The following is an 18,765-nucleotide window of genomic DNA, read 5'->3' as shown; positions in this document are numbered from 1 at the left end:
TGGATCAGCCCGGATGCAGGCCGACGAGGGCATCACGCAGGTGGAACAGGCGGGCCAGGTGGTCATCCATCTCCAGCAACGCCTGTTTTTGGGCCGGATCGAACGGCATGAGTTCCGTCAGGCGGGCACCCACCCAGCCGCATCGGTCGAACTCACCCGTCATGCCGCGATAGGGCGGCGGCAGTTCCTGCAACAGGCGCTGCAGCAGTTCGGACAGGGACAGGAATTCGGCGGGCAGCAACACGTCCGGTGACGTGGGTAGTTCGGCGACCTCCCCCATCATCAATCCATCCTTGCGCACCCAGGTACGCTCCACCCGGAAACGGACCTCTCCCTGAACCGTGATCCCCAGCAGGCCGTCGGGACGCTGGTCCCAGTCGATGATCCGTCCCCAGGTTCCCACGGCGTGGATTCGGGCCGGCCCGGCCACCTCGGCACCCTCACGGATCAGGATCACACCGAAGGGCGCGTCGGTGCGCAGACAATGACGCACCATGTCGATGTAACGGGTCTCGAAAATCCGCAGCGGCAGGACGCCGCCGGGAAACAATACGGTGTTGAGGGGAAACAGCGGCAGTTCCATTCATTCCTCCCCGGCAGGCTCCACACCCCAGCGACGGATCAGATCGTTGGGGACATGCAGATGATCCAGAATCCGTGACACCACGAAATCCACCAGCTGATCCACCCCTTCCGGCCGATGATAGAAGGCCGGATTGGCCGGCAGGATCACCGCGCCCATGCGGGTCAGACGCAACATGTGCTCCAGGTGGATCTCGGAAAAGGGCGTCTCCCGCACCACCAGGATCAGACGACGACGTTCCTTGAGGGCAACGTCCGCGGCCCGCTCGATCAGGGAACGGCTGGCACCGCCGGAGACGGCGGCCAGGGTGGCCGTGGTGCAGGGGCAGATGACCATGGCGTCGGGCGGGGAAGAGCCGCTGGCCACCGGCGCGGTCCACTGCTCCCGGTCGAACACCCGCAACTGGCCCGGGGCCGCATTGAACCGTTCGGAAAAGAACTGCTCGATCTCCCGGGATCGACCGGGCATGGACAGATCCGTTTCCATGCTGATGACCACCTGGGCGGGACGGGACACCATGAGATAGACACGCACGCCGGCCCGGATCAGGCATTCAAGCAGACGCAGGCCGTACTGGGCCCCGGAGGCTCCGGTGAAGGCCAGGGCCACGGTGCCGGGGGTTTCTGCCACGATGGACTCCTGTGCAGCGGATGTATGGGGACACGACGTATCAGCGCATTTCAAGCTGATCATCATAGCGGATTTCCGGGCGGTTGCCTGCCTTGACCATGGTCAAGTGCAACCCCCGATCCCGCCTGATAGTTTGCACTCAACCTTCCACTTTCAAGGCACCCCAGCATGGACACCATTCAGGACTTCTTCACCGCCGACCACCGGGAATGCGACTATCGTCTGGCGGACCTGGAATCCGCCATCGCCGACGGCGACTGGGAGGCGGCCGACACCGGCTTCCGGGAATTCCATCACGACATGGAGCGACATCTGCAACGGGAAGAAACCCTGCTTTTCCCGGCCATCGAGACCGTCAGCGGCAGCGCCATGGGTCCCACCGAGGTCATGCGGCGGGAACACGATCAGATGCGCGCCCTCATGGACGAGATCCGCATCGCCAAGGATCAGCGGGACGAGAACACCACCCTCGGGGTCATCGAAACCCTCATGACCATGATCCAGCTCCATAACGTCAAGGAAGAGCAGATCCTTTACCCCATGGCCGACCGTTTCCTGCAGACCCAGCGCGGTGGACTGATGGCGCGGGTGAAGGCCCTGGAGCCGTGAACACTTCGCGACCCGTCCGTGTCCTGGATGTGCGTGACCTGCCACCACCGGAACCCATGGAGCAGGTACTGGAACGGCTCCCCGGTCTGGCGCCGGGCGAGATTCTCTGCATGCGGCACCGGCGTGAACCCTTTCCCCTCTATCCCATCCTGCGGGACATGGGATTCCAGTGGCGGGTACGGACACCGGCCCATGTCCCCTTCGAGATCCTGATCTGGCATGCCGACGAGCCCGCCCCGGAGGATCCGGCATGATCAACCTGTCCCGTCTGTCCCTGGACCGCACGCCCCCTCTGTGGGTACCCCTGCAGTTCATGGCGGTCGCCCCCCTGTTCGGCGTCCTGTTTGCCGGGGTGATGATCCTGCTCGGCCCGCAGGTGCTGGTATCGCGCTGGATGCCCGGCATGATCGGCGCCGCCCATCTGCTGGTCCTGGGCTATGTGGCCATAGTCATGTTCGGTGCCATGCAGCAGATGCTGCCGGTGGTGGCCGGCTCTCCCGTCCCCCGCGGCGCCATCACCAGCCGCTTGAGCTTCATGCTGCTGACGCTGGGCACACCCCTGCTCGGTATCGGTCTGGTCCTGCATCGGCCCTTCTGGATTGCCGTCGGTGGTGTTCTGGTGTTGGGCAGTCTGGGGCTGTTCACCCTCACCGCCCTGATCGCCCTGGCCCGCAGCCAGGCACGGGGACCCACCACCCAGGCCATGACCCTGGCGGTCATCGCCCTGCTGGTCACGGCGGCCCTGGGCGGGTGGCTGGCCGGGGGCCATCTGGGACTGGGCTGGCCCCTGCCCCGACACATGACCGACCTGCACCTGGCCTGGGGCCTGCTGGGATGGGTGGCGCTGCTGGTGGCCGGCGCCGCCTATCAGGTGGTGCCCATGTTCCAGATGACGCCGGAATACCCCGCCCTGCCGGCCCGCCTGCATGCCCCGCTGGTATTTGCCATTCTGGCCGTGCTGACCCTGACGGTCCTGCTGCCGGTACCGGCAGCCGCAGCCAAGGTCATCAACATGACCGGCAGTGGCATGCTGGCGGCCCTGATGGCGGGTTTTGCCGGCATCACCCTGTGGCTGCAGTCCAGGCGTCGCCGCCGCAATGCGGATGTCACGGTCCGCTTCTGGCACATCGGCATGGTCTCGCTGCTGGCCGCGGTACTGGTCTGGGTGGTGATCCAGTTACTCCCGGGCCGGGGCCTATGGGGTATCTGGGCACTGGTGCTGGCCTGGCTGTTCGTGGCCGGATTTGCCGTGTCGGTGATCAACGGCATGCTGTACAAGATCGTGCCCTTCCTGGTCTGGCTGCATCTGAATCAGACCCGCATGCGCTCGAGCAACTTCGCGATGCGGGTCCCCAACATGCACGAGGTCATCCCCCTGGGACTGACCCGACTCCAGCTTCGCCTGCACCTGGCGGCCCTCGTCGCCGGCCTGACGGCCCTGGCCTGGCCTGGCCTGCTGATCCCGGCGATGCTGCTCTTTGCCGCCTCCAACGGCCTGTTGAGCTGGAACCTGTTCACCGGCATCCGCTGCTATCGCGCCAGTCTGAACGCATCCCGGACGACAACCGGGTGAAAGCCGTCAGCGCCGGTTTTTGGTACCCTGTACGGACCACAGGCTTTTCCCTTTCCGTTCTCGCAAGTGATCCCATGCCCATGCCTCTCCTGAAGGCCCTCACCGTCCTCCCCCTGCTGTGGCTGCTGTCGGCCTGCAACGAGGCCCCGACACCGCCCCAGACCGTGCCGCTGATGATGCTGGTGAATCAGCCGGCCAACCATGACGGTCGCCTGATCACCACCGAGGGCACCGTCCGCCGGGTGGAGGAGCCCCTCCACTACTGGATCGAGGATGCCCAGCTGCGCCGGGTGGCCATCCAGCCCGATGCCCTGATTGCCCCCTACCTGGGCCGCGCAGTCCGGGTCACGGGCCGTTTCAGCCATGCGCCGGATCAGGGCCGCCGCCTGCAAGCGGAGCACGTCATTCCCCTGGATGACTGATCCCGATACCGGGGCGGCATTCCATGCCCCGGCCATGCCCTTTGAAGGCACTCCGTTCGCGACCGAGCGCCGTTTCCCCGCGACATGTCCCTGATCCGTTCGGCAAAGACTCCGTTGCACCCATGGCTTCGACACAGCGGCCGGGAAACCCGTCGGCTGGTCCTGCTCGCCCTGCCCATCTGCGGGGCCCAACTCACCCAGGCCGGCATGGGGGTGGCTGATGTCATGATGACCGGTCGCCTGAGTGCGACCGATCTGGCGGCCGTCTCCGTCGGTGCCAGCCTGTGGATGCCCATGATGCTGTTCATGCTGGGTACCCTGATGGGACTCACGCCCATCGTCAGCGAACGCCTGGGGGCGGGCGATCCCCGGCGAATCCGGGCCCGGGTCCATCAGGCCCTGTGGGTGAGCCTGGCCATGGGCATCCTGGTGGGCCTGATGCTCCGGCAACTGGCGCCGATCATCTTCCAGTGGATGGACGTGCCGCCGGAAGTGGCCGCCCGTTCCGGCGATTATCTCGCGGGCGTTGCCCTGGGCATGCCGGGTATCGCCCTGTTCCTGGCCCTGAGGGCCTTTTCCGACGGCATGAGCCATACCCGGCCGGCCCTATGGATCGGTCTCATCGGCCTGGGGGTCAACATCCCCGCCAACTTCCTGCTGATCCATGGCGGCGGCGGTGTGGCGGCGCTGCTCGGCCCCCTGGCGCCCGCGGACCTGGAAGCCTTGCCCGCCCTGGGCGCCCTGGGCTGCGGCATCGCCACAGCCCTGTCCTTCTGGACCATGGGACTGGCGATGCTGCTCCATACCCGACGCAGCCCGGTCTACAGGCCGGTGGCCCTGTGGTCACGACTGACACCGCCGCGCCCGGCCCTGATCGGTGAACTGCTGTTCGTGGGCCTGCCCATCGGCATCGCCATCTTCGTGGAAGTCACCCTGTTCACCCTCATCGCCCTGTTGGTGGCCAGTCTGGGGGAAATCACCGTGGCCGCACACCAGGTGGCGCTGAACATCACCTCCTTCATTTTCGTCCTGCCCCTGGCCCTGGGAATGGCCCTGACCGTCCGGGTGAGCCGGGCACTGGGGGCGGGCCGCCCCCGACAGGCGCGATTCGTGGCGTGGAACGGCGTGGTGGTATCCCTGGTGACGGCCCTGATCAACGGTGTCTTTCTACTACTGCTGGGAGAGGCCGTCATCGGCCTGTACACCCATGATGCCCAGGTACAGTCACTGGCCCTGTCACTGATTTTTCTGGCGGTGCTGTTCCAGCTCTCCGATGCCCTGCAACTGAACATGGCCGGCGCCCTGCGGGGATACAAGGACACCCGTGTCCTGATGATGATCACGCTGCTGTCCTACTGGGCCGTGGGCCTGGCCGCCGGACACTGGCTGGCCACCCGGGGCCTGGGCGGCGGCATCCCCGCGCTGGGTGTCCATGGCTACTGGATCGGGCTCATCATGGGCCTCACCGTCGCCGCCCTGCTGCTGGGACTGCGCCTGCGGGCCATCAGCCGTCCCGATCCCGCCCTATCCACAGATTCTGTGGATAACTTTGTGGAAAGCATGTCTGAAACCCTTCCGGTCGCAGGCCCCATCACAGGCCCGAACAATTTGAACAAAAAATGACCATACCAAAAAAATCATTTTATTTCAGAGAGTTAAAAAAATACCGCCAGGAACGCCCTACCGCTTGACAAACAGGCACCGGATCGATAAGCGCCACGGCGAAATGTGCATAACCACTGGCCGCTAGTCCGATGAGGACGACGCCTGAACCAGACGGCGTATACTCTCTGCATGCCTGCCGATACCCCCCAGCCCCAAAGTCAACGCATCTGGGTCGACGCGGATGCCTGTCCCGCCGTGATCAAGGACATCCTGTTCCGCGCCGCCCAGCGCACCCGCATCCCGGTCACCCTGGTGGCCAACCAGTACATCAGGGTGCCGCGATCACCGTTCATCCGTGCCATCCAGGTCGGCCATGGCTACGACGTGGCGGACCAGGAAATCGTCCGCCAGGCCCGGGCCGGAGATCTGGTGGTCACCGCGGACATCCCCCTGGCGGCGGAGGTGATCGACAAGGGCGTCCATGTCCTCAACCCGCGCGGGGAACGCTACACCCCCGAGAGCATCAGGGAACGCCTGCAGATGCGCGATTTCATGGAGACCCTGAGGGCCAGCGGCATTGAGACGGGCGGCCCCGATGCCCTGAATCAGCGTGACCGCCAGGCCTTCGCCAACCAGCTGGATCGCTGGCTCAACGGCCGGTAAGACCTCTGCCTCAGCGGGAGAACAGGGCCTTCAGGCGTTCCAGATCCTCGGCCGACCAGCCCTCGGGTTCCGTCAGCGCGTGCCAGGCATCGATATAGTGCTCGGCCGCGAAGGTGTGGCCGTACCCGGGGGGCGTGGAACCCACCGCCATGTCCGCCGCCAGTTGCAGCATGGTGACAATGGGATACCAGCGCAGATCCGGCGATACATCCGGTCCCCGGGGCGGCAGCATCCACTCCGGTTCCCGGAAGAAGGCATGGGTGTCGAAGAAGGTGACCGGGTCGCTGGCATACTGGAGATAGGCAATGCGGAACGTTCCCCAGGGACCCGCCCCGTCGTTCAGTCCCCCGGTCTGGTTCATGAAACGCACCACCGCGCCATCCCGGAACCGGGGCAACCAGGCCGGGGAATCCGGGTCCCTCTCCTGAGTGGCCTTGCGCCAGGTCTCGCTACGAAACGGGGGACCGCTCCAGAGGGCGCCATGGAAGGGGTCCTGAATGATGTCGTAGACATCGAAGGAGCGGTCGGAATTGAGCGCCCCCAGGCTCAGGCCGTGGAGATACAGGGCGGGCCGGGCATCTCGGGGCAACCCTGTCCAGTAGCCATACACCTTTTCGAACAGGGCCCGCGCCATCTCGGCCCCGTACTCCCCCTCCACGATCAGGGACAGGGCGCTGGGCAGGTAGGAATACTGGGCCGTCACCGTGGCGATATCTCCCCGATGCAGATATTCCACCGTATCCTGGGCCGCCGGGTCCACCCACCCCGTACCCGTGGGTGTTACCAGCAGCAAGACGGAACGCTCAAACCCGCCCACCCGCTTGAGCTCCTCCAGGGCCAGCCTGGCCCGCTCATGGGCCGTGTCCGCCGCATTCAGCCCCACGTAGACCCGAATCGGCTCCAGGGCCGGGGCACCGGTAAAGTCCGCGATCTCGGCGGCGGAAGGCCCCGAGGAGATGAAGTTGCGCCCCTGGCGACCCAGTTCCGCCCAGGGGATCAGGGAAGCACTGCTGCCGGTCTTGAGGGGGTCCTCGGGACGGGCCAGATCGTCCTGGATCAGGGCATCCACCTGCTGATAGGAGTTGTCCGCCGCCCGCAGGGCCAGGGAGAAGATCACCCCATCGATCAGGGACCAGAACAGCATGGCCGCGACCAGCACCCCCACCACATGGGAGACATGGGCGGGGACGAAGCGCTGCAACCGGCTGGAGAGGAAGAAAAAGGTGTACTTGAACAAGCGCGCCACCACCAGCAGCGCGGTGAATATCAGCAGGGTCATCAGACCGATGGCCACGGTGGGCATGCCGCCGATGGGTTCCATGCCCATGATCCCGCGCAAGGTGTTCTGCCACTCGGTGGCCTGCCACAGGAAAGTGACCACGACCACCGCGCAGGCCAAAGCCGCCAGTGACTTCAGGATCAACTCGTTACGGCGCCGGGGTACCGGCAGTTCCACATAGATCCACAGCCAGCGAAAGAAGAAGCCCACGGCATAACCAGCGGTAAAGGACAGCCCGGAGATCAGTCCCTGGATGCCGAAGGGTCGGGGCACCAGACTGGGGGTCAGGGAAAAGGCAAAGAACAGGGTACCCACCAGCAGCCCGACGACGGAAAACCCCCGGGCCAGATCCAGGATGAAATCACGGATTTTATGCTTAGCCATAAATATCCTTTACTCTGGAATATCCTTGTTAGAATCCCCCGCACAAGGCCCCGGAGCCCCGATGAATCACGACGACCTGCGCCAATGGTCCAAGCGCGCCGCCGACTGGACCCATGAATACCATAACAGCCTGCGCGACCGACCGGTGCGGGCACAGACACGGCCCGGCGACATTGCCGCCCGTCTGCCCGAGACCGCGCCGGAACAGCCCGACCCCCTGGAGACGATCTTCGAGGATTTCACCCGGATCGTACCCGAGGGCATGACCCACTGGCAGCATCCCCGCTTCTTCGCCTACTTCCCCGGCAACGCCGCGCCGGCCTCCATGCTGGCCGAACAGTTGGCCAACGGCATGGCCGCCCAGGCCATGCTCTGGCAGACCTCCCCCGCCGCCACGGAAATGGAAACCGTGATGATCGGCTGGCTGCGCGATGCCCTGGGGCTGGCCCCTCACTTCACCGGCACCATCCATGATACCGCCACCATCGCCACCCTCTCGGCCATACTCACCATGCGGGAAAAGGCCCTGGCCTGGAAGGGCAACTCGGCGGGACTCGCGGCGCAGCCCCGCCTGCGCCTCTATGCCTCCACCCAGGTCCACTCGTCCATCGACAAGGCGGTCCGCATCGCCGGCATCGGTCAGGACAATCTGGTCAAGATCCCCACCGACGCGCACCACGCCATGGACACCGCGGCCCTGGATAGCGCCATTCGGGCCGATCTGGCCGCCGGCCATCGACCGGCCGGCGTCATCCTCTGCGTGGGGGCTACCGGCATCGGTGCCAGCGACCGGCTACAGGATGCCATCACGGTGGCCAAGACCCACGGTCTGACTACCCATGTGGATGCCGCCTGGGCGGGATCAGCCATGATCTGCCCGGAGTTTCGTCACCTCTGGGCAGGCATCGACGGCGCCGACAGCATCGTCTTCAATCCTCATAAATGGCTCGGCATGCAGATGGACTGCTCCATCCAGTTCCTGGCCGATCCCGTCCCCCAGGTCCGCACCCTGGGCCTGCGACCCGATTACCTGGAAACCCTGGGGCAGTCGGAGATCACCAACTATAACGAGTGGACGGTCCCCCTGGGGCGGCGCTTCCGGGCCCTGAAGATCTGGTTCACCCTGCGCGCCTATGGTCTGGAAGGCCTGCGCCGACGCATCCGCAACCACATTGCCTGGTCGGAAGCACTGGCCACCGCCATGGCCTCGCTGCCGGACGTGGAGATCATCACCCCTACGGCCCTGTCCCTGTTCAGCTTCGCCCTCAAGGACGGTGACGCCGCCACCGAGGCCCTGCTCACCCGCATCAATGACCATGGCCAAGTCTACCTCACCCAGACCCGACACCGGGACCGCTTCGTCATCCGGGTACAGGTCGGGCAGTTCGACTGCACCCGGGAAGACGTCATGACGGTGTACCAGGTGGTCAGGGATCTGCTGTCCGGTTAAAACCAAAACATCCGGAACAAAGCAAACGACTCAACCCAGATAGTCATCCAGGGCCTTGGACAGGGCATCCCTCAGCTCGATGAGCTCATCCAGGCGATGACAGGCCGCCTGGATGTCTCCCCGTGCATGCAATTCATACAGCACCCCTGCCGACTGATGCACCTGACGATGCAGGCGGTCCACGGTCTCAAAGCCCGGGCATGGCTGAAAGCCGGACTCATCCATCCAGCGACTGAAAACAGCAGGATCATGAATCAGCTTGGGCAGATCACGACTACCCGCCCTGAGGGCGTCCGCCAACTCCTGAATCCAGGCACGATGTTCCACCTGGGTATACAGCAGCGGCAGATATTCACGGTTCAGTCGCCGTAGTTGCGCCCAGCGGGGGCTGGGCTGCCAGTGCCGTATCCAGTCCCGCAGGGATTCCGCGGGCATCGGCCTGGCAATACCGTAACCCTGGCCCAGCTCACAGCCGATCCGCAGCAGCATGTCGCCATGGCTGGGGGTCTCCACCCCTTCCGCGATCACCTGACGCCCGAACGCACTTGCCAACCCCAGCACCCCGTCCAGGATGGCCAGATCATCCGGGTCCTCCAGGATATCCCGCACAAAGCTCTGGTCCACCTTGACCACCCCCGCCGGCAACCGCTTGAGGTACGTCAGCGACGAGTAGCCGGTGCCGAAATCATCCAGGGCGACATTGACCCCGATGGCCCGACATTCTTCCAGCAGACGCGAGACCTGGACCAGATCACCCAGGGCACTGGTTTCCAGCACCTCCAGCTCCAGAAAATCCGGCGACACCTCGGGCTGCCTGGCCAGCAAACCCTTGAGACGGGAAGGAAAGTCATTCTGACGCAGCTGCCTGGCACCGATGTTGACACTCACCGGTATCCTGAAACCCTCGGCCCGCCACAAGGCAGCCTGTCCCAGGGCGGTTTTGATCACCCACTCACCCACTGCAATACCCAGCGAGTGATCCTCGATCTCGGGCAGAAAATGGGCGGGAGGCAACAGGCCCCGTTCCGGATGCCGCCAGCGAATCAGTGCCTCGGCACCAATGATCTCACCGGTGCGCAGGTTGACCTTGGGCTGATAGTGCAGGACAAACTCTTCGGCTTCCAAGGCTGCGCGAATACGCTCGATGCTTTCGTGCCGTGTACGCAGGCTACGATCCAGATCCGCATCAAACCGGTGAAAACGATTCTTGCCGGCCAGTTTGGCCTGGTACATGGCCTGGTCCGCCTGACGCAACAGCTGATCGGCCTCAATGGGCTCTGCCTGAGGGTAGAAGGCCACGCCCAGGCTGGCCGACACCTGAAGCACATGGCCATCAATGCGGACGCTGCGGGACGCGGCATCCAGCAGACGCAGCAGCAGGGGGGTACCGGCCTCCGGGGCCGGCAGGTCGAGCAGCACCGCCACGAACTCGTCTCCCCCCAGGCGCGAGAGGGTGTCGCCGTCACGCAAGGATTCCTTCATGCGACCGGCCAGCGCCATCAGAAACCGATCTCCCATCGAATGACCGTACCGGTCATTGATGGCCTTGAAACCATCCAGGTCCAGGTACACCACCGCAATGTGCAGACCACGCCGCTGGGCCTGACTCATGGCCTGGTACAGTCGATCGGCCAGCAGCACCCGGTTGGGCAGATGGGTCAACGCATCATAGTGAGCGATGCGTTCCAACTGCATTTCATGTTCCTTGAGCGCGGTGATGTCGGTGGAGATGCCCAACAGACCGATAATCTCCCTCGCTTCCGTTTCATCATGAATCGGAGTCTTGATCTCCAGATAAGTCCTGTTGCGACCTTGGCTGTCCACCAGCTCCACTTCCTCGCGGGTCTGCTCGCCTCGCAATACCCGCCGATCGATCTGCCGCAGGCGATGCACCGAGGCGGGAGGAAGAAAATCACTGTCTTCGGCCCCCGTCAGTGCCTCGGTGGAGCAGTTGAACAGTCTCAGGGTGGCCCGGTTGGCATAGGTGTAGCGGCAATGCGTGTCCTTCATGTAGATATATGACGAAACATGATCCAGGGCCTCGCGGAAACGACGATTCTCCGCATAGGCGCGGCGCAGCTCCAGTTCGGACTCCTTGCGTTCCGTGATATCGGTGATGACGCCATACCAGGTTACAGCCCCGCCTTCGGCGCGATGGGGAAGCGCATCACCAAACAGCCAGCGAATGGAGCCATCCCGGAGCTGTGACCGATACTCATGCTGCCAGGGAGACAGGTTCCTGGCCGACCGAACGATCGAGGCAATGAACCTCCGGCGGTCCTGGGAATGGACAGCCCTGAGCGCCGACACGGCATGTTCCCTCACCACCTCGGGAGCCAGCCCATATAGCTGGCGAATACCCTCGCTCACATAGGGAAAAGAGACATGCCCATCCGGATACAGCCTGAATTCGAACACCAGGCCAGGAACACGGGCGGCGATGGTCTGGAACTGATCCAGCAGTGTCTCACGGGCCGCTTCCAGGGCCTTGCGCCGGGAAATGTCCGTGCTGGTTCCGATCATGCGCAAGGGGCGACCGTCCGGGGCACGGCTGACCACGACGCCTCGCGACATCACCCATTTCCAGCCCCCATCCCTGCACTGCATCCGGTGCTCATCACTGTAAACGCCGGTTTCGCCGTTCAGGCAAGCTTGCAGGGCCGCCATGACCCGGGATCTGTCATCCGGGTGCAGGCGGCTTTGCCACTCATCCACGGATGTGCCGATCTCTTCCCCGCTGAAATCAAGGATGTGCTTCCAGCGCTCCGAGTAGAACACCGAATCATCATCCAGGGTCCAGTCCCACAGCCCGGCCCCGGAACCTTCGATGGCAAAACGCCAGCGGAACTCACTTTCCTCAAGTTGCGCTTCCCTCGCCTTGATCTCCTCGGTGAGCCGGGCCGCCAAGCGAATGGCGCGAGTGCGGGTGGAGGCGATGGACAGGATCAGCGCCGACAGCAGGCCGGTAAGACCAAGACCGCCGGCCAGGGTTGTCCACGCGGCCCCGTAGTAGAGGCCGACCCCCGGATCAGGCTCATCAAACATCAGCAGCCAGTCACGGTCATTGAAGTGGATGGAACGCCGTTGTTGCCACCGGGACGATGGATCGACAGCCGGCTCATGACTGCTGAACAATAAATCCCGGGAGCCCGGCTCCAGGCCGTCATAGAGGCGCAGGCTGACATTTCGTCCGCTAAGCCGCTCCCAGTTCTGAAGCACACGCCCCATCCAGTCATTCATGGGAAATGGACTGAACGTCCAGCCCACCAGGGCGTCGCGACGCTGCGTCACCGAGTCGACCGGCACGCCCTGCAGGTAGACCGGCATCGCCATGAGGATCGTTGCCTGGGCGGTGTCGATGTTCTCCCGCAACGCGCCGACCTTGCCGCTCAGGGTGGAAAGACCGCTGTCACGAGCCCGCAACAGGGCGTCCCGCATGCCCTGATCCACCAGCATGTCCATGCCAAGGATCCGCAGATCATGGGCACGTAAGGGTTCCAGATACAACACGGGGGCATGGGCCTCTCCGGCCCACCGGGGGTGAACGGTGTAATTCGGAAATCTTTCCCGCAGTTCGGCCTCATGCGCTTCCAGCCCTTCCGGGAGGATCAAGGGCGCAAACCCGAAATGCTGTTCTTCCGAAATGGTGTCGGATACATGCAGTTTCCGAATGAAGGACTGCCACTCCTCGCGGGTGACTTCCTCGGAGGACTCGAACAGCCCAGCCCCGCCGCGCAGGACCAGGGCATAGGCATTGAGGCGCTCCTGAACCTTGATGGTCAGCTGATCACTGGTGAAGGCAAAAGCGGCGATGGTATCCCGCTCGGTGGCTCGACGTACCTGATCGGCGGCGAATACTGAAAGCATGACACCAACGGCCAGCGTCATGAGTGCGAGTCTTGGTTGAACCACCCAGCCTTTGAGCAACATGTCAGCAGCCCAGGTTTCGGGCATCGCATCAGCGTCTGCCGCGGAGTGCCCAGCATACCTTGACAAGGGCCGCGGCGGTATGGGGATGCGACATGTCCACCGGCACCCAGGGAATACGGACGTATCCGGTCATTGAATGGCCTGCATCATTGTTTTTATTGAGGTCCGTGGCATAGATTGCCCCTTTGCCCAACGTGTCCGACCGGCCGCGACGCCGCATCCTCCGCGTCCGCGCCGCTTGGGAATCCATGCCAAAAGTGAACCCATCCATGCCGCACGCACCCACCCTGTTTCACACCTTCCTCGACAGCTGTGAACACTTCAACGATCGCCTGGCCTTCATCTACCGGGTGGGCGAGGAAGAATTCCGGGTCACCTACGAAAAATTCTTCGAGGATGTGCTGCTGCTGGCACGGGCCTTCAAGGCCGGCAAGATCCGCCGGGGCGACAAGGTCTTCCTGCTGTCCGACAACCGCTACGCCTGGATCGTCACCGACATGGCACTGCAGGCCCTGGGCGCGGTGAGCGTGCCCCGCGGCTGCGATACACCGGCCGGCGAGATCGAGTACATCATCAACCACTCCGGCGCCGAATTCGTGATCGTGGAAACGGACGCGGTCTACGAAGCCCACCAGGACCTGCTGCACAGCCTCAAGCCCCGGGGCGTGTTCGTGATGGTGGGGGCGGAAAAGAACACCTGGTTCCACAAGGTGGTGTCCTATACCGAGATCCTGGCGAATCGCACTATTGAGCCCCGGGAGATCGAATGGTTCAAGGGACTGGCGGAGCACATCCAGCCGGAAGATCTGCTGACCATCATCTATACCTCGGGCACCACCGGCACGCCCAAAGGGGTCATGCTCACCCACAGCAACATCATGCACAACATCCGCACCCTGCCCCCACTCATCGCGCTCAACGAGACGGATGTCTGGGTGTCGATCCTGCCCTCCTGGCACATCTTCGAACGGACCGCCGAATACATCGGCATCGCCCGCGGCAGTTGCCTGGTCTATTCCTCGATCCGGACCTTTGCCCAGGACCTGGAGACCTACCGGCCCACCCTGGTGGCCACCGTACCCAGGGTGTGGGAAGCCCTGTACACCCGCATCACCACCGAACTGAAGAAAAAGGACCCGAAAAAGGCCCGGATCTTCAATCTGCTGGTCCGGGTCTCCGCCACCTACCGGCGCAATCAGCGCATTCTGAACAATCAGTTGCCGGTGTTCACCAAACCCCCGGTCCTGCGGCAGGCCGGGGACAAGAGCCGGGCGGCCCTGACCAACGCCCTGCTGTTCCTGCCCAACCTTGTGGCACGCAAGAAATTCCGCCTGGTCCAGGAGAAGTTCGGCGGCCGCCTCAAAGCCGCCATCAGCGGCGGCGGCAGCCTGCCGCCCTATCTGGACGAATGGATCGACGCCATCGGCATCCGCATCATCAATGCCTACGGCATGACCGAGTGTTCACCGGGCATTGCCGGTCGCGGCCTGGAATGTGATGTATTCGGCACCCTGGGTCCGGCCGTGGGCGAAACGGAACTGCGCATCGTGGACGCCACCGATCAACCGCTCCCCCCCGGCACCGAAGGGGAAATCCAGGTGCGGGGCGCCCAGGTATTCAAGGGCTATTACGACAACGACATCGCCAATGCGCAGGCCTTCACCCCCGACGGCTTCCTGCGCACCGGTGATCTGGGGCGCATGACCCTGACCGGAGAACTGGTCATCACCGGACGGGCCAAGGACATCATCGTCCTCGCCAGCGGCGAGAACGTGGACCCGACCAACATCGAGGCCACCCTGTCCATGTTCCCCTTCGTCAAGGACGCCGTGCTGGTGGGACAGGACAAGAAGGGGCTGGGCGCCCTCATCGTGCCCGACATGGAGAAGCTGCGAGAGTTTGTCCAGGAGAAGTACAACCAGATCGTGGGAGAAGCCGACGAGGCCCTCAAGGACAAGCATCTGCTGGATCGCCTCCGTGGCGAGATGAACAAGCTGCTCCACCCCCGCAAGGGCTTCAGGCCCCACGAGAAGCTGCACAGCATCTACTTCCTGGACAAGGAGTTCACTCCGGGAGAGGAAATCACCAGCACCTTCAAGAAAAAGCGCCACGTGATCGAAAGAAAATACAGCGACATCATCAACCGCCAGCTCAAGTAACGGCCTGCCGCGCACCGGATCCACTCCCCCTACCATCCCCCCGCCCAAGCGGGGGTGACCTGTTCAGGCGCCTCCCTCGGCCGTCTGATCACGCCGCAAAATCGGCATTCCCCCCATTCAGGCCCTTTTTCGCCTGGGCCCATCCCGCCCCGGCAAATGACGCCCTTGGCACACATCGTGCTGAAAGAATCGTATCTCCAGTATTTGCAGGCCCAAGTGCCCTTGATACGCACGGAATCAGTGCAATCCCGATAGCCGCTCCAGCCTTTTCCGGCCTCTTTTCCCGTGTTCGGAACTCCGGAGCCGTGGCGACCCGATCAGACAATGAGTCCGTAACACAATGAATAACCACACAAAAAGCAGCATTTACCAGCAACAACCCGTATCAGAAGACAGGCTGACGCACACGATTGGCAATGCCGCACCAGGGATGATCATGTCCAATCCGGAAAATCCGGCGGATCAGGGATATCCGGACGATGCGGCCTACCGTGCGCTGTTTACCGCAAGCCCGGCGGCCATGCTGTTGCTGGAACCCGATGACATGCGGGTGCTGGATGCCAGCCATGGGGCCTGCGCCCTGCTGGGCCGGCCGATTCAGGGCATCGTGGGCATGAAGCCGACACACTGGGCCCCCGGCCAGTCTGGACAGTTGGACCGAATGGCGGGGGAAGCCCTGGCTGAAGACCAGGCAGGGACGCAAGCATTGGAGATCGGACGGGTCGATGGCGTGCTGCTTGAAGTGAATTGCTCCATTCGCGCCGTGACGGTGCAAAAGCGGAAACTGCTGCTGGTGGCCCTGGGTGAAACGCCCGAATCTGACGGGAAACTCATCGGGGCCACAGGGGAAGCGGAGAAGACCCATCCCGTACTCACGGAAGCAGAGCGCCGGGAACGGGACCGGCAAAACATCATCGCGGCCCTGGAGGCCTGTCACGGAAAGGTGTTTGGCCGAGGTGGCGCGGCACAGCTGCTGGGCATTCCGGCCACCACCCTGGCCTCACGAATCAAGGCGATGGGCATTCCCCAGAAATCCCGGCGCAAAAGTCAAGAAAAGAGACAGCGGACCCTCAAGGCAACCGCATGAACAGCCATTCCGCGACGGCGGGGACCTCGACAGGCCAGGGGTTCGTTTTCCGGGACCGCGGGATTCTGACCGGCAACAGCTACTGACACAAAGGGACAAACCGGGCCTGGGTCAGCCGGGCCAGGTCCAGGGGAGACAACTCGATCTGCAGCCCCCTACGACCGGCGCTCACGAACATTGTGGGAAAGCCCTGGGCCGAGTCGTCGATATAGGTTGTCAGGCGTTTTCTTTGCCCCAAGGGACTGACACCTCCCAGGACATAGCCGGTGGTACGCTCCACCAGGGTCTTGTCCGCCATGGCGGCCTTCCTGGCCCCGGCGGCGCGGGCGATGCCTTTCATGCTGAGCATGGAGGCGACGGGTACCACAGCCACGGCCAGTGCGTTACCGTCCAGGCTCACCACCAGGGTCTTGAAGACCCGATCCTCCGGCAGGCCCAGCTTTTGAGCCGCCTCCTTGCCATAGGCGTCGCTGGACGGATCGTGGTCATAGGCATGGACCGTATGGACGACTCCCGCCTTTTTCACCTGCTGGACACCCGGTGTCATGGACCGTTCCCCTCGGGCTCAGGCCGCCCCACCCTGCCCCATCAGACGCCGGTTGAGGGCACGCACCGACAAAGGGGCAAAGATGGCGGTAATGATCGCGGCCCAGACCAGGGCGCCCAGGGCGGGGCCGAGTACCGGGCCGCCGGAGAGCAGGCCCCGGCAACTGTCCACCAGCATGGTCACCGGGTTGAGGGCCACCAGGGTCTGCAACCACGACGGCAGCGTCTCAAGGGGCACGAAGGCGTTGCTGACGAAGGTGACCGGAAACAAGGCCGTGAATCCGAACAGCTGGACATGTTCCGGATCCCGGGACATGACACCCACCAACACCATCACCCAGGAAAAGGACAGGGCGAAGGCCAGCAGCAATACGATCATCACCGGCAATCCCCACCAGGGCGCCTCCATGCGAAACCCCAGCAGGAAGCCCACGCCCAGCAGCAGCAGGATGCACAGCACCTGCTTGACCATGTCTGCCAGGATGCGTCCCGCCAAGGGTGCCCAGCGGGGGATGGGCAGGGCCCGCAGACGATCGAAGACGCCCTTGGTCAGGTCGGAATTGAGGCCGTGGCCCACATAGACGGTGACGAATACCAGGTTCATCACGATGACGCCGGGCAGGATGAAGGACAGGTAATCCTCGGTGGAACCAGCCACCGCGCCGCCGAACACGAACAGGAACAGCACCAGGAACAGGATGGGCTGAATGGAATAGTCACCCAGTTCCCAGGGGTTGTGGCGTACCTGAACCAGACTGCGCCAGGCCAGAGTCAGACATTGCTGCAAGGCACGCATCAGGCGGACTCCTCTGCGTCGTCCGGGCCCGGTCCGGCACGACGACCGGTGAGGGAAAGGAACACATCATCCAGGCTGGCACCCCGCAGGGCCAGTTCATCCACCGGGACGCCGGCCTCGTCCAGGGCACGCACCAGGGCGGGCAAGTGCTCCGGATCGGCGGCGGGCGCGCTGACCCGCTGGCCCTTGATATCCGCCGGACGACCGGTGATCCGGCTCACCCATGCCGCCACCCTGGCAATGTCGTCCCGCTCCCGCACCACCACTTCCAGGTTTCTGTGCCCCACCCGGGCCTTGAGGGATTGAGCGGTGCCCGAGGCGATCACCCGGCCCTGATCGATAATGGCGATTTCATTGGCAAGGGCATCCGCTTCATCCAGATACTGGGTGGTGAGCAGTACCGTGGTCCCCTCGCCCACCAGCCCGCGCACCAGTTGCCAAAGATCCAGACGGGCACGGGGGTCCAGGCCGGTGGTGGGCTCGTCCAGGAACAGGATACGGGGACGTCCCACCAGACTGGCAGCCAGGTCCAGGCGCCGGCGCATGCCGCCGGAATAGGTCTTGGCGGCCCGATGGGCGGCGTCCAGCAGATGGAACTGTTCCAGCAGACTCCGGGTGCGGTCACGGGCATCGGCGCGGGAGAAGCCCAGCAGACGGGCAATAAGGATGAGGTTTTCCCGGCCGGTGAGTTTCTCGTCCACCGAGGCATACTGCCCGGTGAGACCGATGAGTTCCCGAACCTGATGGGCCTGGGTGCGCACGTCAAAGCCCCCTACCCTGGCTTCGCCGGCATCGGCCTGCAAAAGGGTGGCAAGGATGCGCACCAGGGTGGTCTTGCCGGCGCCATTGGGACCAAGCAGCCCGAGGACCGTACCTTCCGGTACGCACAGATCCACACCGGCCAGGGCCTGGGTGGCACCGAAACGCTTGCTGAGATCGGCAATCTGGATGGCGGCGGGCATCCGGACCCACTCCCGGGATTGGAACTGGCATTATCTTAACAGCCCATCCATCTGTCTGGGCTACACTGACGCCTGCGTTCATCACGG

At 63.8% G+C, this 18,765-nt stretch carries 16 protein-coding genes; 9 read left to right on the top strand and 7 right to left on the bottom strand.

All coding sequences use genetic code 11. The features are described 5' to 3' along the window. Window positions 1-4: 4 nt before the first annotated feature. Together LQD11_RS10325 and LQD11_RS10320 are read right to left on the bottom strand one after the other, a co-directional pair. A complete protein-coding gene (locus LQD11_RS10325) occupies window positions 5-583 on the bottom strand; it encodes an LON peptidase substrate-binding domain-containing protein (protein WP_238617463.1) in 579 nt (192 codons plus the stop codon). Further along, on the bottom strand, window positions 584-1,213 hold the full coding sequence (locus tag LQD11_RS10320) for a flavin prenyltransferase UbiX (RefSeq protein WP_008931061.1): 630 nt from the start codon (window positions 1,211-1,213) through the stop codon (window positions 584-586). Window positions 1,214-1,381: 168 nt separating this feature from the next. On the opposite strand from LQD11_RS10320, the gene LQD11_RS10315 reads away from it, so the two are divergent. From LQD11_RS10315 to LQD11_RS10290, 6 genes are all read left to right on the top strand, one after another. Next, the gene (locus tag LQD11_RS10315) at window positions 1,382-1,822 is read left to right on the top strand and encodes a hemerythrin domain-containing protein (RefSeq protein ID WP_238617462.1); all 441 of its coding nucleotides are present in this window, start codon (window positions 1,382-1,384) and stop codon (window positions 1,820-1,822) included. Further along, window positions 1,819-2,076, top strand: coding sequence for a DUF2249 domain-containing protein (locus LQD11_RS10310; protein WP_238617461.1), 258 nt, complete (start codon window positions 1,819-1,821; stop codon window positions 2,074-2,076). Before LQD11_RS10315 ends, LQD11_RS10310 begins: the two co-directional genes overlap by 4 nt. Beyond that, window positions 2,073-3,395: a hypothetical protein gene (locus LQD11_RS10305; RefSeq protein ID WP_238617460.1), complete on the top strand. Its 1,323-nt coding sequence runs from the start codon at window positions 2,073-2,075 to the stop codon at window positions 3,393-3,395. The genes LQD11_RS10310 and LQD11_RS10305 overlap by 4 nt, the downstream gene beginning before the upstream one ends. Window positions 3,396-3,469: 74 nt before the next feature. Continuing rightward, a complete protein-coding gene (locus tag LQD11_RS10300; RefSeq protein WP_238617459.1) occupies window positions 3,470-3,817 on the top strand; it encodes a hypothetical protein in 348 nt (115 codons plus the stop codon). An 84-nt stretch (window positions 3,818-3,901) separates the two neighbouring features. Then, entirely contained in the window at window positions 3,902-5,440 is a 1,539-nt protein-coding gene (locus LQD11_RS10295) for an MATE family efflux transporter (RefSeq protein ID WP_238617458.1), read from the top strand. Between the two features lie 171 nt (window positions 5,441-5,611). Then, the gene (locus LQD11_RS10290) at window positions 5,612-6,085 is read left to right on the top strand and encodes a YaiI/YqxD family protein (RefSeq protein WP_238617457.1); all 474 of its coding nucleotides are present in this window, start codon (window positions 5,612-5,614) and stop codon (window positions 6,083-6,085) included. A 10-nt stretch (window positions 6,086-6,095) separates the two neighbouring features. Here LQD11_RS10290 and LQD11_RS10285 read toward each other — a convergent pair whose 3' ends face one another. After that, the gene (locus LQD11_RS10285) at window positions 6,096-7,748 is read right to left on the bottom strand and encodes an alpha/beta hydrolase (RefSeq protein WP_008931053.1); all 1,653 of its coding nucleotides are present in this window, start codon (window positions 7,746-7,748) and stop codon (window positions 6,096-6,098) included. A gap of 61 nt (window positions 7,749-7,809) precedes the next feature. Here LQD11_RS10285 and LQD11_RS10280 point away from each other — a divergent pair, with 61 nt between their 5' ends. After that, window positions 7,810-9,198, top strand: coding sequence for a pyridoxal phosphate-dependent decarboxylase family protein (locus LQD11_RS10280; protein WP_238617456.1), 1,389 nt, complete (start codon window positions 7,810-7,812; stop codon window positions 9,196-9,198). Window positions 9,199-9,228: 30 nt separating this feature from the next. On the opposite strand, the gene LQD11_RS10275 is transcribed toward LQD11_RS10280, so the two are convergent. Further along, window positions 9,229-13,086, bottom strand: coding sequence for an EAL domain-containing protein (locus tag LQD11_RS10275; RefSeq protein ID WP_238617455.1), 3,858 nt, complete (start codon window positions 13,084-13,086; stop codon window positions 9,229-9,231). A 311-nt stretch (window positions 13,087-13,397) separates the two neighbouring features. On the opposite strand from LQD11_RS10275, the gene LQD11_RS10270 reads away from it, so the two are divergent. After that, window positions 13,398-15,287, top strand: a complete 1,890-nt coding sequence (locus LQD11_RS10270; RefSeq protein WP_238617454.1) for an AMP-dependent synthetase/ligase — start codon at window positions 13,398-13,400, stop codon at window positions 15,285-15,287. Between the two features lie 436 nt (window positions 15,288-15,723). Then, window positions 15,724-16,374: a PAS domain-containing protein gene (locus LQD11_RS10265; protein ID WP_238617453.1), complete on the top strand. Its 651-nt coding sequence runs from the start codon at window positions 15,724-15,726 to the stop codon at window positions 16,372-16,374. Window positions 16,375-16,453: 79 nt separating this feature from the next. Here LQD11_RS10265 and ybaK read toward each other — a convergent pair whose 3' ends face one another. From ybaK to LQD11_RS10250, 3 genes are read right to left on the bottom strand one after another with little or no spacing between them, the layout of a single operon-like run. Further along, complete coding sequence (ybaK, locus tag LQD11_RS10260) at window positions 16,454-16,921, bottom strand: Cys-tRNA(Pro) deacylase (protein ID WP_200174841.1); 468 nt, start codon at window positions 16,919-16,921, stop codon at window positions 16,454-16,456. A gap of 18 nt (window positions 16,922-16,939) precedes the next feature. Next, a complete protein-coding gene (locus LQD11_RS10255; RefSeq protein ID WP_008931049.1) occupies window positions 16,940-17,716 on the bottom strand; it encodes an ABC transporter permease in 777 nt (258 codons plus the stop codon). Next, window positions 17,716-18,678 carry an ATP-binding cassette domain-containing protein gene (locus LQD11_RS10250; protein WP_238617452.1) on the bottom strand — a complete coding sequence of 321 codons (963 nt, stop codon included), beginning with the start codon at window positions 18,676-18,678 and terminating at the stop codon, window positions 17,716-17,718. The genes LQD11_RS10255 and LQD11_RS10250 overlap by 1 nt, the downstream gene beginning before the upstream one ends. Window positions 18,679-18,765 lie beyond the last annotated feature (87 nt).

Source organism: Ectothiorhodospira shaposhnikovii, assembly GCF_022227765.1.
GTDB lineage: Bacteria > Pseudomonadota > Gammaproteobacteria > Ectothiorhodospirales > Ectothiorhodospiraceae > Ectothiorhodospira.
This window is presented reverse-complemented; position numbering and strand designations above follow the sequence as displayed.